This is a genomic window from Parachlamydia sp. (genome assembly GCF_050255895.1).
Taxonomy (GTDB): domain Bacteria; phylum Chlamydiota; class Chlamydiia; order Chlamydiales; family Parachlamydiaceae; genus Parachlamydia; species Parachlamydia acanthamoebae.
Genome location: NZ_JBFWIR010000031.1, coordinates 1 through 15,470, shown reverse-complemented (window position 1 = coordinate 15,470; position 15,470 = coordinate 1). Strand labels below are relative to the sequence as shown.

Here is a 15,470-nt window from a genome sequence, read left to right as displayed (position 1 = left end):
ATTTTAGATGGTTCTTGAATAAATGATGAAGGAGAAGAATCATGTCATTTGATCCAAATATGCAATCCCCTCAGCAACGAGGAATTGGTAGCAGACTCATCGTTGCAGGCTTAATTATCCTTTTTGGCTTGTTTATGTTCATGAGCCAAAGTCAAGAAAATCCAGTGACTGGCGAAAAGCAGCATGTTTCTATTACTCCTGCGCAGGAAGTGAGCTTGGGGCTTGAATCTGCTCCTGAGATGGCCCGAGAAATGGGTGGCGAACTTCCAGTAAGTGACCCAAGAACGCAAGAGGTCCAAAAAATGGGTAATTGGATTGTCAATCATACCCAAGCCAAAAAAAGTCCTTGGAAATTTGAATTTCATCTATTGGCTGACGCAGATACAGTGAACGCTTTTGCTTTACCTGGTGGACAAATTTTTATCACATGGGGACTACTTAAAGAGCTCCAAACAGAGGCGCAACTTGCCGGAGTTTTGAGCCACGAAATGGGACATGTCATCGAAAGACATGCCGCCCAGCAAATGTCAAAGAGTCAACTGGGGCAATTTTTCATTCTAGCTGTTGGGACAGCTGCTAGTGACTCACAAGGGCAAGGTGGGGGCTACAATGCTACAATGCTAGCCTCTTTAGTCAACCAAATGATTCAGCTGCGTTACAGCAGGCATGATGAATCTGAAGCTGACCAATGGGGGTTAAAATTAATGGAAGAGACTGGCTATGATCCTAGAGCAATGATTGAAGTGATGGAAATTTTAAAGAAAGCTGGTGGCAAAAGCCAAACACCCGCTATATTTCAAACGCACCCTGACCCGGATCTTCGCATTGAACAAATTAAAGCCTACTTAAAAGAACATCCTCCAGGTCCAAATGTGACCGAAGGAAAAAATCTAAAAGAGCTATTTCGCAATTCAAGTGTGCAAGAACAACAACGTCAACCTAGTTTATTAGAGCTTCTTCAACAACTTCAAAGATGAGAGACAATGCTGCCCCCGCTATCTGAACGTTTACGTCCTTCTTCATTTACAGAGATTGTGGGGCAGCCTCATCTTTTAGGTCCAGATGGTTTCATTACCCGCACAATCAAGCAAGGAAAGCCTCTTTCAATCATCTTATGGGGTCCTGCTGGTACAGGAAAAACATCAATCGCCCGTTTATATGCCCAAGCTTTTAATATTCCATTCCAGTCGCTAAGCGCCATTTTTAGCGGCGTGGCCGACTTAAAAAAAGTGGTCAAAGAAGCGGAAGAACGTCCTTTATTTAAAGGCACACTGCTTTTTGTGGATGAAATTCACCGTTTTAATAAAGCCCAGCAAGATGCCTTCCTCCCCTTTCTTGAAAAAGGATCAATCGTCTTAATTGGAGCAACTGTCGAAAATCCTTCCTTTTATCTAAATGATGCCCTTCTTTCTCGCACACGTGTCCTAAAACTTAATCCCCTCGATGATATTGCTTTGGAACAACTCTTACAACGCTATGAAACACGTGTAAAAAAGTTAAATTTAGATGACCAAGCACGCCGTTACCTGATCCAACTCTCTCAGGGAGATGGACGCTATCTTTATAATCTCTTAGAAAACATTGAAAATGTGGAAAGCATAGAACCTATTGATGTACAGCGCTTACAAACTATTTTGCAGGCCCGCTCCCCTGTTTATGATCAAGCTTCTGATCAACATTACAATTTAATTTCTGCCCTTCATAAAGCAATCAGAGGGTCTGATCCAGATGCAGCGCTCTATTGGTTTGCGCGGATGCTAAATGGGGGGGAAGATCCGCTATATTTAGCTAGGCGACTTATCCGAGTCGCCTCTGAAGATGTAGGTCAAGCTGATCCACAAGCCCTCCCTCTCACAATTGCCGCACGAGATGCCTATCAAATGCTGGGATCGCCAGAAGGTGAATTAGCACTCGCTCAGATTGTCATTTATCTGGCCCTAGCCCCCAAAAGTAACGCAACATACATGGCCTTTAAGCAAGCTAAACAGATCGCTCAGCAAACGTCCCACCTTAATCCTCCTGCCACCATTTTAAATGCCCCAACGCGTGTCATGAAAGAACTCGGCTACAGCCAAGGTTACATGTATGACCATGACACTCCGCATGGTTTTTCTGGTCAAAACTACTTTCCAGAAGAAATGGAAAGACAAAGCTTTTATGAGCCCGTAGAAAGAGGATTTGAGCGAGAGATGAAAAAACGATTGGATTATTTCGGTAATCTTAGAAATAAATTGTCATCTTAAGCAGACTTGACAATTTTCCAGCAGCGATGAATTTTAGGATCATGAAAATCAATTGGCAATGTCTTCGAAGAAATCTCAAAAATCTTACAGCCAGCAAAATTCGACTCATCAAAAACGAATTTGCGTGAATTCGTGCTAAAATAAATCACCCCTTCAGGAGAAAGAAGCTTTAGAGACTTAGAGATCAAATAAATGTAGTCGACTTGTACATCAAAAAGCTGATCCATTTTTTTTGAACGGGAAATAGTAGGAGGATCGATCACAATGATGTCATATTTCTCTCCTGATCGGATTTCCTGATCTAAAAATTTTAGGCAGTCAGCACGTACAACTGGATTATTTTTAAGAGAAAATTTGTTTAATAGAAAATTCTTTTCTCCCCAAGCCGTGTAAGTATTTGACATATCCACGCTTTTCGTAAAACTTGCGCCTGCAGCGGCAGCCTGGACACTAAATGAGCATGTGTAAGCAAATAAGTTAAGAAGACGCTTCCCATTAGCTGTCGCAGCCACAAGCTGACGCGTTTCCCGGTGATCGAGAAAAAGACCGGTATCTAAATAATCCAATAAGTTGATACGAAATTTGACTCCATATTCTAAAACGCTAAAAAATTCTCTGGAATCATCTTCTTTTTCATACTGCCGTGTTTCCTTGTGCTTAGCACGCGTTTTCCAAAAAACCTTATCTGGATTGATTGCAAAAATCTTTGATAAAACTTGGACCACTTCCACCTCTAATTCAGCTGGAAGCTCTTCTTTTTCACGTGTGCGCGAAAAATAGTGCACACAAAAGCGTCCATCATAAAAATCAATCGTTAAAGGATATTGAGGAATTTCTCGATCGTAAATGCGAAAGCAATCCGTATTGGTACGCTTAGCCCATTTGCGAATATGGCGATAATTTTTGCGAATGCGATTTCCTAAAATGGAACTTTTATCTTCCCCATCCGCAATATTGGGAAGGGATACAATGATTTCATTCATACTAACACTAAAATAGATAAGAAAAGATAGAATAGCATAACCTTGGCAAACCCCACAACAAAAGAAAAGTGTTTGGCCGTAGCCAAACACTTCCTCTCTCGATTATTTACCTGCTAAATGTGCCAAAACAGACTTAATTCTTCCTGGGGGACTTTTCAGATTTACCTTAGCTAGAATAGTCTTTTTTAACTTTTTCGATTGGATTTTTTTTGCAAATGCGCGTGCTTGAGAAAAATTTTCAATCTCAGCAAATTGCAATGCAATAGAAGACAGTAAACTATCTACATAAGAGATTAACTCATCTTCCTGAGGCTCCATTCCCTTTGCAATTTTCACAAGAGCTGAAATTTCATCAATTCGACTTCGGCTGACCAATTGATTAGCAAAACCATTTATCACTTTCTTTTTGATGTTTTCATCCTGTATGGATTCCATTAATTTTAGAATAACAGTGAAGTCTTTTACCTTCCTTCCTTCATCTAAAATGGTAAGAATGGCGTTTGAAGATGTTTCGATTGGCTTCATGTTAGCCAATAAAACCGCTCTTTGCAAATCTCTTTGCTTCATATATGCGTCAAAAATGCTTTCAATCATTAAACTTCGAAAACCTGAAGTAGGGATGTTATTAACAATCCGTACGATTTTCTCAACATCGCCCACATTTAATTTATTTATAGCAATGTATTCACCCCACTCTCGCAAAGCCGAATGCTTCGTTTTCATAATAATTTTGAGGGTAATATCAATCGTGATGGATGGATCGATTTGCTCGTCTTGCATTAATTTTTTGACTAATATATTTAGCTCTTTTTCACTCGTTTCTGGGTTTGTAATGTCATGTAATGTTTGAATAATAGGATTTAGATGATAAAAATTATTCGATACGCCTGTCTCTTCAAGAGATTTAAGTAAATCATCTAAGTCATTAAAATGAAGCATTTTTATGCTTCTGTAAAAAGCTAACTGCAGATGTTTGTTAAATTTAGCCTCTAACTCCAAAAATTTTAAATAATCTTGGCAATTATCAACTTGATCCAAAAATTTCTCAAGAAAGATTACTAAATTTTTATGCTTGCCTAATTCATTTTCTAGAATGCTAACAAGCCGCTCAACTTTTGCTTCAGTTTCTGCAGCCTTTTCCAAAAAGTTCTTGGAAAAACTTTTAAAATCTCTTTTATCTACCCAATTTAATTGGGGTAAAAGGACTTCAAAATCTTTAGCATTCTGCTTAAAATTCTCTTTTATAAAAGTACGCTCTTCCAAATACTGACCGAAGATAGATCTCAGTTCAGATGAACTTTTGAATAGCCCAAGAAAAATCCGAGTTGCATTTTGATTTTTTCTTATTTTAATTTTACCAGTATCTTTGTATGCGGAGTTCCATCGTCTATTTACTAAACGAGAATTTACAAAGTTTTTATCATCTAAATTATAGATAATTATTTGAAGAACTTCATAAGGAATTAAAGTTTCCATTAATCCATTTTCTTCATTTTCCAAGGAAAAGTGCTTCTGATTATAAACTTTTCCGGCCCCACCGTTAACGTTCATAATTATTCCATTTTTAATATATTTTTTATAGAAAGCTAGAGAATGTGTTTTTGAATAAAAAGAAATGAAAGAGTCGAAAGCGAATATTAAAATAATATATTAAACATGATTTAATATCAATATTTTTTTATATAACTACCTAAGCAGTAGGCTTTTGGAAAGTAATCGGATGATGTATTTATTAAAAAATAAAATAGGAGCTGCTTTTGTACAATTTAAAAATCAATAGGGAAATTCATACTTCTTCAGTCGTATTTAGTTCTGCTTGCACTATCCTTCCATACTCTTCCGGAAATTTTTCGATAATGTAGGCGAGCATTTTTTCATACACCTCAGGAGAAGAAATTGTTTTTATATATTTGTAGGCCTCCTCAAATTTACCTTTTCTAAATAAAAAAGAATTTATTTCATTAATAATTGATATTTGTATTTTTATATCTTTTACTAAATCTATCATTTTTCTTGCTTTGCCCATCTCATTCTCTGCTACAAATGAAAATGCAATTGTTTCCAAAGATGCATCTCTTTTGGTTGAACGTTCGGAGATATCAAGCGCTATTATAAGAGCCAGGTCTGTTTGGCTGAAATCAAGACAGACTTTTGTGAAGGCTATACGCGCAGCATCTTTGAAAAATCCTTCTTCGATTTTTTCGATGTGTTCACGAGCTTTGCCCCAATCTTTTTTTTCGGCATAAATTTCGAAAAGACTATACAAATCAAACCTTGTAAAAAGGGTATTTACGGCATCATCCAGTTCGTAATTATCAGGCCACTGCTCTGGGATGGATGAAAAAAACTTTTTATTTTCTTCTACAGAATGTGCTACTTTTTCGGAGGAAAAACAATCAAAACTTGTTTCATAATTTACGTAGAGATTTGATGTAGATTCTTTTATAAAATCTAGGGCATGATCCAACTGGTTTTGCTCGTCTAAAACATGAAAAACATCTTTAAACATGCTTAATGCAATTGCCTCATCTGAAACCATATTTCCGACCTCAATGGCTTCTTTAATGAGTCCTTTTTGAGCCAATAAAATAGTTATGGCTTTTAAAGAATGATTCCCTTCAACAGAAGAATTTGTATGATAGTTTGAACTCGTCAGCTTTTTAATAATTTGAAGGGAACCTTTCTTGCTAATTTTTCCGACACGGAAACAGAGAGAAATTTTCTCCAAACTTTCTTTAAAAAGATCTTCATTCTCCTTGAGATCCGACTCGTAAAGCTTATTCATAAGTAATGCAATAATAAAAAAATCGTTAAAGACTAATGTCTTTTTAAGTATCCCTCCAAAGCAACTATCCAGTTCATTTAAGCAGTCGAGCGGAATCGTTTTGATTAGCTCAGCTAATTCTATTTTTTTATCGAATATATTTTGCAAACTAACTTGATCTAAATCAGTTGAAAATAAGCTGTCTTTGAATAGATTCAGGGGAGATTTAGAGTCTTGTTCGTTCAAAAAATGAATCAAAGAAATAACAAATCTTTTAACGGTTGAGCATTCATTATTGATTATCGTACGGTGCCACTGATGGTTTATTTTTAAAAAATTTGGAGAATCATCTTCTAGATACTGCAAAATATGTTCAAATGTTTCTTGAGGCATTTTCCCCCAAGTTTCATTAAATATGTCTTTAGCTGATGCTTGATCGGGAATATCGTTACCAAAAACAGGCTGGGGTATATTCAGATTGTTTAATGATTTTATTTTTTGAATAATCGCACCGAAATCACGCTCTTTGCCTTTCACATGTTTTTGGCCTTTGAGCTCGATTCTTTTTACAATATTAATTAAAATCTCTTTATCATGATTTGTCAAAAATTCTTGATTTTTCTCAGCGAGTAGATACACAACATTTGCGACTTTTAAAGGAGTTGTTTGTGCAATATGAGCTTTAAAGATGGAATTAATAAAATTCTTAAACCAATTTAAAATTTTTCCATTTAATTTTTTACTTCCAGTCAGCTTAGTCGTCAAATAAAAATCATCTTTCTCACTAATCGCTTTAATCCCTGTTAAATTTTCATGAAATTCATCCGAATTAATAGCAATTAAAGATGGCATATAAACTCTCTGTTTGAAATTTTTAAAAACCGATTATGTTATACACTCGATTATTTTTACAGAAATTTATGTACATATTAGCACAAATTAGAAGTTCTAGGTGTGGATTTATTTTTACGGTAATAAAGTAGATCTAATGATTGAAAACAATATCCTAAAATTCAAATAAAAACTTTGAAGAAAAGTTAACAAATGAACTTTCGATGTGTCAAAAAATAAAGTTTTGAAATTTACAGTTTAAACTGCTCACCAAAATATCCTTTGCGAGCCTCTGGATTTTGCACGAGCTCATCAACTGTTCCAGAAAGCATGACTTTACCTTCAAAAACAAGGTAACTGCGATCCACAATAGAGAAAATCTCCCGTGCATTGTGATCTGTGATTAAAATGCTGATATTTTTATTTGAAAGATGGGAAATCATTTCTTTGACTTCATCTACAGAAATGGGATCGATGTTTGCAAAAGGCTCATCCAGCATCAAAAAGGTTGGATTTGTAACGAGAGCACGCGTAATTTCTAGACGTCTACGCTCGCCCCCTGAAAGAGCAATGGCTTTCTTCTTCGCTAAATGCTCAAGATGTAATTCAGCAAGAAGTTGTTCTAATCTGAGTTTTTGATCTGCTCGACTTAGCTCTAGTCCTTCCAGAATACTCAAAATGTTTTCTTCAACGGTTAAATAACGGAATACAGAGGGTTCTTGCGCTAGATATCCCATCCCCATCCTGGCACGCAAATGCATGGGTTGACGAGTGACATCCTGCCCTTGAAAGATAACTTCTCCCTTATCCGGTCGAATTAAACCAACTGTCATGTAAAAAGCTGTGGTTTTACCGGCTCCATTAGGCCCGAGCAATCCCACAACTTCCCCCTGGTTGACTTCAAATGACAAACCATTGACAACGGTTCTTCCACCGTAAGACTTCACTAATTTTTTAACTTGTAAACAGGGCGTTGTCATTGATTCACCATTATTTTTTATCCAGTAAAAACCGGCTTTTTAATTTATCAAATTCATGCTCGATAAAACTAAAACGAACGTCCCCATATCCTTGCACGGTGTCCCTCTTGCGCATGTTATCACGCTTGATTTTAAGCGAAGGAGCGCTTACTTGCAAATTGTCAATTTTATCATAGAAAAGAACTCGCCTTCCATGATTAGCTGAAAGGTACATTTCTTTCGTTTGAGGATGATATTCCACTTTATCGGCTAAAACATATTCCTTTAAAAGGTTAGCCGCGTTCCCATCCCCACATTGATTGCAAATATACACATTTCCCTCAAAAACAATTAGAGAAGGAACGACTGTTGCTTGTTTTTGCGTATAAGAAATAGTGATTGAATCCGCGTAGATTTCACCAATAGAATCTACATAATGGATTTGATTTTCACGCAAAACATTTCCTTTGCTATCTGTGGGACTTTTAAGAAATGTTTTGAATGCAAGACGATCGATTTCCAGATCCCCATAGCACATCAACGTGTGGGGAAACGCATTCTTCTCGCTATCTTCATGAATCAACAGACATTTGCCAGGAACTCGAATTGTGCGAATTTGCCACTTTCCATCAAAATAAGCACGTTGGAGCATGACCTTATGATCCGTTGTCATATGTCCAATTCCCTGCTGATTGATTTTAACATCCCCATCAAGAATGAGTAGATGCTGAGAGTCATCCCAATGCATAAAATCCGCAGAAAAAACAACAATTCCTTTAGCGATTGTTTTCAATTCACCTTGGGGTTTTGTAAAAAGTGAGCATTTTTTTTGCATATCAATGGTCACGTGCTGTGACCTGATAAAATCTCCTTCTGCAGTCAGAAGACGACATTCCTGCTCAGTTGTTACCCCTTGAAGAGAAAGATTTCCTTGCATTTTTTTTGACTTGAATTGGAGGGGCCGATCGTAGATTAAGAGCTCTCCAAATGCAGTAAAAACGTCATTGTAATTAACTGAAACCTGCTCTTGAGCTTGAATTTTGTCAAATTTCAAATCCTCATTTTCACGCGTTAACTCAACTGTCATTTTGCGGCTTTTAACAGTTAAGTATATGTCTTGAGCTGTCTTTTCTGTATAGATAACTTCAGGTTGACTATCCGTTGCTTTAAAAACCCCAGTCAATTGCTCGCATAGAATCTCTGCATCTCCACATTCGAGTTGTCCCCCACCTTTTAAGTGGATATGAACATTCTCATGCATGTTTAATGCATACAATTTTTGATCTTGTATTAAATCAATTTGTTGCGCGGAGATGCGCCCCAAGGAATGCTCAACAATTGCATTCCCCTTCAAGAAAATTTCCTTACCATAACAAGAGGCGGTTTCCGATTCTACGATGAGAGTATCTGTAGCTGCTAGAGATCCGCTTATCATTAAAAAAATAAGTCCAATTTTTCCTTTGAGAAAACGCATTACAGATCCCTCTCAGGTAACTCAAGTCGCCCTTTAAATTGGCTTGCATCTAAGTTAAGCTTTTTATTTTTTAATGAAAATTCCACTTTAGCAGCAAAGGCGGTCATGCTTGGAGAAGCTTCGGATAGGGGCTGCATTAAAATATGGGAAGGGAGTGTGTACCGAAAGACTTGCACTTGATCTGCCATAAACTTTTCATGACGAAAAGTATAAACGGCAGAATCAGCTTCAAAATAATTGATTGTTTGCATTGGCACCGCCCCAGAGTCTTTAAAGGGGATCTTTTGCCCATGGACTTCCAATTCTTCCATTTGAAAAAAATGATTAGGAATGCCAAAGGCTAGACGACCGTCTGGCAAGACGTAATACAATTTTTCTTGCATTCGACCAATCACATCATACATTCTTTCCTGGATTTCACCTTTTCCATCTTTTTCGATAAATAAAATCTCTGCATCCTGACATTCTAAACGAAGTTTACGCAGTTCAGCGCCTTCATTAAAGAGAATTTCTTTCACGACGCCTTTACGTTGCTGCTGAAGATGATAATCATTCTTACTCACATTTTTTTGCGATCCTGTCAAATTGTGATAAAAAGCTTCTGCTTCTGGATCAGGAATAACCAAATAAGCCATCAGCAAAACAAACATCACAAAAAAAAGAGTAAATAGCAATCGAGAAGCTTTTAAGAAAGAAAAGGGGCGCTTACTCATCTAAATCCTGTCGCATGAGTTGATACAGAGATTCCAGTAATCTAAGTAGTTTCGGCAATTCTTTAAAATCCATAACTGTTGCTGCGTCGCTTTTAGCATGCTTAGGGTCTGGATGTGATTCTATAAATAGACAATCTACCCCAGCCGCCACTGCCGCCTTAGCTAAAACAGGGATAAATTCACGCTGTCCTCCCGATACACTTCCCTGTCCTCCAGGCAACTGGACAGAGTGCGTCGCATCAAAGCAAACAGGTACACCAAATTGTTGCATGATCGGAATGGCACGCATATCGCTAACTAGATTATTGTATCCAAAAGACGCACCTCTATCCGTTAGAATCACCTGATGGTTGCCAGTTGAATGGATTTTTTCTACCACATTCTTCATATCCCAAGGAGCCATAAATTGCCCTTTCTTCACATTGACTATTGCCCCAGTCTTTCCTGCAGCAATAATCAGATCTGTCTGTCTGCATAAAAAAGCAGGAATTTGGATAATTTCGCACACTTGACTTGCTGCAATAGCTTCTTCAGCAGAGTGAATGTCTGTGACAACAGCCAATCCCGTTTGTTCGCGAACTTTTTGAAGAATACGCAACCCCTCTTCTAATCCAGGTCCACGAAAAGAATGTACAGAGGTTCTATTTGCTTTATCATAGCTCGATTTAAAGATGAGTTTGACTGATTTAAAAGGTTCAAAGATTTTTTGAAGTGTTTCCGCAGCTTTAAGTGTATGCTCTTCACTTTCGATGACACACGGTCCTGACATAATCACAAGATCTTTTTGGCCAATGTAAAAGTCTTTCACTGCCAATTGAGATTTTTCTTTTTTCATATTGTACTCACTTAAATCGCTATTTTTTCTTGAAGAAAGGACACTGTTTCTTGGTGCATATTCGGAAATTCACGCAAGAGCTGGGGTAAATTGACACGTACAAGCTCTTTTTTGTCGAGAGAGGGAACGTCTAATTCATCGACTAAGTCTGCTAAGGGTGTCAAAACAAACAAACGCTCTTTCCAACGAGGATGGGGAACTTGAAGCCGAGGGGTCACATGTACTTCCGTGTCAAAAAAGAGCAAATCTAAATCAATGATGCGTGGGGCATTCTTCGGCTTGTCTACTTTTCCCAACAATTTTTCAATATTTTGGAGATAAGTCAATAGATCTGTGGCCGAATAAGCTGTGTCAAAACAGCAAACGGCATTTACAAAATGATCTTGTAAAATAGGTCCAACAGGAGTCGTTAAATAAAATGAGGAAACTTTAAGTTCAAAAACACCTGAAAGTTGTTCAATGTGCTTTAGTGCTTGTCCTAGGATTGAACAGCTATCTCCAATGTTTCCTCCTAGACCTACAAAAGCTTTTTTCACGTGGATCTCTCCTTGAATGCTGGTCAACTATTTAACGTAAATAATTGATTGCTAAATGGATTAAGTAAAATTCAGATCCATCATACCCCTGCCTACACATATTTATCCAGAAAAAATCTTTCAGACTGTGCCGTGTAGAAATCACTTTCAATTAATATTTTTATTTGTCATTATTTTTACAAAAACCCCCCTTACCAAAAGGAATAATGATGCTTTACACCAAAAGAATGATAAGCATATTGTTAATCTTCTTATCTACAGCATGCTTTGCTTCTACACAAACTACAAAAGTCTATTTATCTGCTGATCAAATTGTTTTTATCGACACGCATCTATTTGTCATGGAGGAAGGTCGCCTGCATTTTGTCAATATAATTGAACAAGATGAACATGGCTTTTTTTATCACAAACAAGCCTTTTACGGCTTCTGTCCGAATGGCCATCCCTATGGACCTGATGGCTCTTGTTTGGGATCCGGCTGCCCTTTCAACTAGAGCAAATGGAATGGAGACTTGAGAGATCAAAGACATCTTAATTCTGTTTTTTATGCTTTATTTCGATAATCATACGGTGGAGGAACTTTTCGAATAGAGAAAAGCTTGCTCATTCAGGTCAATAAGAGCATTTTTAAACACTGAACTTTTATTTTTTGTTAAATGAACATCTTTTTTAAACGGTTTAAGGCTGTCTGCATGTTGACACCACCCCCCAAAATTGGCTTAAAGATATCCCCCATTTTATCGAGACGTTTTAAAATGGTGTGTATATCAAAATCTTTTGGATCTAAACCCGGTTTTACCTCTTCCCACAAAAGGGGCGTAGAAACAAGTGCACCAGGTCGTGGACGCACTGAATAGGGAGCCACAATAGTTTGCAAAGCACGGTTTTGTAGATAATCCAAGTAAATTTTTTTTGGCCTGCTTTGAGGACTTCTCTCGACAGAAGTGATTGTAGGAAATTGCTTGTGTATACATAGCGCAATCACATGGGCAAATTCCTTGGATTGTTCATAGTCATACTTCGCATGCAAAGGGATAAAAATATGCAGTCCTTTTCCACCCGATGTTTTGCAGTAGTTTTTAATCTTCGCTCTTTCTAATAGCTCGTGTGTCGCACTGGCAATTTCTATCACTTTTTCAAATGCGATATCATGAGGATCCAAATCGATAATACAATAATCCGGTTTTTCCAAATTTTTGCAACGCGATGTAAAAGGATGCAAATCAATGGATCCAAGATTCACAGCATAAAGCAAGCTGCGTAGATCTGAAATCATGAGATAATGATCCACTTTCCCCTCGTGCTGAACAGGAAATGTTTTCAACCAATCGGGGTGAGAAAAATCTATATTTTTTTGGTAAAAGTCTTTGCCCTCAATTCCATCAGGAAAACGGTGTAAAGTAATGGGGCGATTTCTAAGGTAAGGCAATAGATAAGGAGCTACTTTTTGATAATACGCAATGAGATCCCCTTTGGTATATTTTTCCTTGGGCCAATACAGCTTATCTAAATTGGTTAGCTCCAATTCTTGTCGTTTACTTGTTCTCCCTTTTTTTTCCTCACTGGCTGTTGGGATTTCCTTTTTAACTTCCTTAGGGTTCTTATCTATTCTTAGGCCTCGAAAAATAGGCTGTCGCATAATGTCATCCTTTGTCCATTCAGCAAATGAAACTTCACATACAAGTTTAGGTTTAATCCAGGTCACAGGCATATTGGGTTTAGGTATATTTTTGAAAGGCGATTTTTTTTGACTCAATGGCAATAGCTGCTTATAAACATCCTCCAACAATTCGTCGGTAAATCCCCCTCCCACATGTCCAACATAATGTAGCTCTCCTTGATCATCATAAACGCCAACTAATAGCGCTCCAAATTTTTTACGGGATCCACGCGGCTCAGTGAAACCCCCAATCACAACTTCTTGTCGCAAGGCTGTTTTAATTTTTACCCAATCTTGACTTCTTCTAGATTGATATGTGCTGGTCACTTTTTTGCCAATAATTCCTTCCAGCTTATTTTTTACAGCTTCTTTATAAAAATCCTCTCCATCCTTCACGATATGATCGCTATAACGAATTAAGGGAAGATTTAACTCCTTTAACAACTTTTTCAAAAGGTTCTTGCGTTCAATAAGGGGAAGATTGCGCAGGTCTTGACCCTCTTTATACAGAAGATCAAACACATAATAGTAGAGTACCCCTGCATGATCTTTTTGATAATTTTGCATGAGTTGAAAGTCAGATTTACCTGCAGAGTCTAAAACGACTAGTTCACCATCAAAAATGACTTTGTCATTCACTTTTTTCAAGCTATCCACAATAACCGGGAAGCGATCATTTAAAAGAATGCGATTGCGTGACTTTAACTGCACATTGTTTGGATCTATAAAGGCTAAGGCCCGATAGCCATCCCATTTGATTTCAAAAAGCCAATCTTCGCTACTGAAAGGATGATCAGCTAATGTGGCCAGCATAGGAGTCACAAATTCTGGCATTTTGACTTGCTTAGCAGGCTTTTCGTGGTCTGTTTCTGTCGCAAAAGCATCTTCTTTTTTAATTAAAAGCCATGCCGTGTCTTCTGCATCTTGCTTGAGCTTTTGAAAAACAAATTCTCCTTGTAGTTTTTCACCGTGCAAAATGACGGCAAAATGCCCTTTTTTTAAACCTATTGTGAGATATTTCTCAATTTCCTCTCGCGTGGTTCCATGGGGCACCGTATATGTTCCTCGATCCCATATTTCCACTTTACCAGCGCCATAATTGCCTTTGGGAATAGTTCCTTCAAAATATTGATAATCAAGAGGATGGTCTTCCACTTGGATGGCTAGCCGTTTATCATACGGGTCAAGTGAAGGCCCTTTTGGCACGGCCCAACTTAAAAGAACTCCTTTGTATTCTAAACGAAAGTCATAATGTAAGCGCCTTGCGGCATGCTTTTGAATGCAAAAGTTTAAAGCATCAGAACGTTTATTTTTTCCGGCAGAGGGTTCTTTGCTTTTGTTTAGATCTCGTTTAGAGCGGTATTCTCCCAAGCTCATCGATTACATCGCCTTTTTATGCGTTTTTCTAGGCGTTTTTTTTGGCGGATTTTTTTTGCTTTCTAAGCTTGCTTGAAGGAGAGACATGATGTCGTGTACTTTGGTTGATTTGGGTTCTTCCGTTTTAGGGTGTACAGGACGTCCCTTGGCTTTCTGTTTGATAATCTGCTTGATTTCTTCCATGTAGGTATCTTTGAAATCTTGAGGTTCAAAAGGAACGGTCAAGTGATCAATGAGCTGAATGGCGATGTCGATTTCCTTTCCCGTGGATTTCCCCACTGCTGGAATTTTTAGGTCTTCCACTTTGACTAATTCATTTTGGTAGCGCAGCTCATTGAGTATCAGCATATTTTCGTAAACTTTTATCACGGCTAAATGCTCACGATTGCGCAGGATATATTTTGCTAAGCCCACTTTTTTAGATTTTTTTAAAGCTTCACGTAATAAACTGTAGGCACTGAAAGCATTTTTGTCTGGCTCTAAAAAATAAGGTTTCGAGTAATAAATGGTATCTACCTCGTTCTCATCGACAAAATTTACAATTTCAATGGTTTTCGTCTTTTTTAGATTGGCTTTTTCAAAGTCCTTATCATCTAATACAACGTAATCCCCTTTTTCATATTCATAGCCTTTCACAATTTCATTCCAAGGAACTTCCTTGCCTTCAGCTTTACAGATTCTCGCATATCGAATTTGGGAATGATCCTTCTTATGAAGCATCACAAATGAGATCTCTTTGTCATGACTAGCTGTATACATCTGAATCGGGATATTTACTAAACCAAAGCTTAACGCACCTTTCCAAATGGCTCGCATAAATTATCCTTTTTTTGAGAGATATTCAATGATGGCTGGACAAAACTTAGGAAGGTCGTCAGGAGAACGGCTTGAGATAAAATGTTGGTCAACAACAACGGCTTCATCAACCCATTTAACACCCGCATTCACCATGTCATCTTTAATGGATATATAGGATGTACACTTGATGCCATTGATGATTTTTGCAGAGATCGGAATCCACCCAGCATGACAGATAAAGGCGATGAGCTTTTTCTGTTTGTGAAATTGTTGCGTAATTTCCAAAACTTTTGGAAG

The 15,470-nt window shown here is 37.6% G+C and carries 14 protein-coding genes; 3 read left to right on the top strand and 11 right to left on the bottom strand.

Annotation, left to right across the window (positions count from 1 at the left end; all coding sequences use genetic code 11):
• The first annotated feature begins 41 nt into the window (after nucleotides 1-41).
• Both AB7E63_RS07010 and AB7E63_RS07005 read left to right on the top strand, forming a co-directional pair.
• Nucleotides 42-977: a M48 family metallopeptidase gene (locus tag AB7E63_RS07010; RefSeq protein WP_006341585.1), complete on the top strand. Its 936-nt coding sequence runs from the start codon at nucleotides 42-44 to the stop codon at nucleotides 975-977.
• Between the two features lie 6 nt (nucleotides 978-983).
• Nucleotides 984-2,243 carry a replication-associated recombination protein A gene (locus AB7E63_RS07005; RefSeq protein WP_006341586.1) on the top strand — a complete coding sequence of 420 codons (1,260 nt, stop codon included), beginning with the start codon at nucleotides 984-986 and terminating at the stop codon, nucleotides 2,241-2,243.
• On the opposite strand, the gene AB7E63_RS07000 is transcribed toward AB7E63_RS07005, so the two are convergent.
• The 8 genes from AB7E63_RS07000 to folK form a co-directional block, all read right to left on the bottom strand.
• On the bottom strand, nucleotides 2,240-3,226 hold the full coding sequence (locus AB7E63_RS07000; RefSeq protein WP_226987379.1) for a class I SAM-dependent methyltransferase: 987 nt from the start codon (nucleotides 3,224-3,226) through the stop codon (nucleotides 2,240-2,242). The two genes, AB7E63_RS07005 and AB7E63_RS07000, sit on opposite strands and share 4 nt — an antisense overlap.
• Nucleotides 3,227-3,328: 102 nt before the next feature.
• Entirely contained in the window at nucleotides 3,329-4,726 is a 1,398-nt protein-coding gene (locus AB7E63_RS06995; RefSeq protein ID WP_232503252.1) for an F-box protein, read from the bottom strand.
• 286 nt (nucleotides 4,727-5,012) lie between these two features.
• Nucleotides 5,013-6,527 carry a hypothetical protein gene (locus AB7E63_RS06990; protein ID WP_428419051.1) on the bottom strand — a complete coding sequence of 505 codons (1,515 nt, stop codon included), beginning with the start codon at nucleotides 6,525-6,527 and terminating at the stop codon, nucleotides 5,013-5,015.
• 545 nt (nucleotides 6,528-7,072) lie between these two features.
• Nucleotides 7,073-7,801 carry an LPS export ABC transporter ATP-binding protein gene (gene lptB / locus AB7E63_RS06985; RefSeq protein ID WP_006341590.1) on the bottom strand — a complete coding sequence of 243 codons (729 nt, stop codon included), beginning with the start codon at nucleotides 7,799-7,801 and terminating at the stop codon, nucleotides 7,073-7,075.
• 10 nt (nucleotides 7,802-7,811) lie between these two features.
• Nucleotides 7,812-9,254, bottom strand: coding sequence for a hypothetical protein (locus AB7E63_RS06980; protein WP_006341591.1), 1,443 nt, complete (start codon nucleotides 9,252-9,254; stop codon nucleotides 7,812-7,814).
• Entirely contained in the window at nucleotides 9,254-9,967 is a 714-nt protein-coding gene (locus AB7E63_RS06975; protein ID WP_006341592.1) for a hypothetical protein, read from the bottom strand. The genes AB7E63_RS06980 and AB7E63_RS06975 overlap by 1 nt, the downstream gene beginning before the upstream one ends.
• A complete protein-coding gene (gene kdsA, locus AB7E63_RS06970) occupies nucleotides 9,960-10,760 on the bottom strand; it encodes a 3-deoxy-8-phosphooctulonate synthase (RefSeq protein WP_408633523.1) in 801 nt (266 codons plus the stop codon). The genes AB7E63_RS06975 and kdsA overlap by 8 nt, the downstream gene beginning before the upstream one ends.
• Nucleotides 10,761-10,813: 53 nt before the next feature.
• Nucleotides 10,814-11,338 carry a 2-amino-4-hydroxy-6-hydroxymethyldihydropteridine diphosphokinase gene (folK, locus tag AB7E63_RS06965; RefSeq protein WP_006341594.1) on the bottom strand — a complete coding sequence of 175 codons (525 nt, stop codon included), beginning with the start codon at nucleotides 11,336-11,338 and terminating at the stop codon, nucleotides 10,814-10,816.
• Between the two features lie 206 nt (nucleotides 11,339-11,544).
• On the opposite strand from folK, the gene AB7E63_RS06960 reads away from it, so the two are divergent.
• A complete protein-coding gene (locus AB7E63_RS06960; RefSeq protein WP_144016283.1) occupies nucleotides 11,545-11,832 on the top strand; it encodes a hypothetical protein in 288 nt (95 codons plus the stop codon).
• Between the two features lie 158 nt (nucleotides 11,833-11,990).
• Here the strand turns inward: AB7E63_RS06960 and ligD are convergent, their stop codons facing one another.
• The 3 genes from ligD to AB7E63_RS06945 form a co-directional block, all read right to left on the bottom strand.
• Nucleotides 11,991-14,375 (bottom strand): DNA ligase D, encoded by a 2,385-nt coding sequence (ligD, locus tag AB7E63_RS06955; protein ID WP_428419048.1) that lies wholly within the window; start codon nucleotides 14,373-14,375, stop codon nucleotides 11,991-11,993.
• A gap of 3 nt (nucleotides 14,376-14,378) precedes the next feature.
• A complete protein-coding gene (locus AB7E63_RS06950; RefSeq protein WP_006341597.1) occupies nucleotides 14,379-15,191 on the bottom strand; it encodes a Ku protein in 813 nt (270 codons plus the stop codon).
• 3 nt (nucleotides 15,192-15,194) lie between these two features.
• A partial coding sequence (locus AB7E63_RS06945; RefSeq protein ID WP_428419046.1) for a DJ-1/PfpI family protein occupies nucleotides 15,195-15,470 on the bottom strand: 276 nt, incomplete at its 5' end.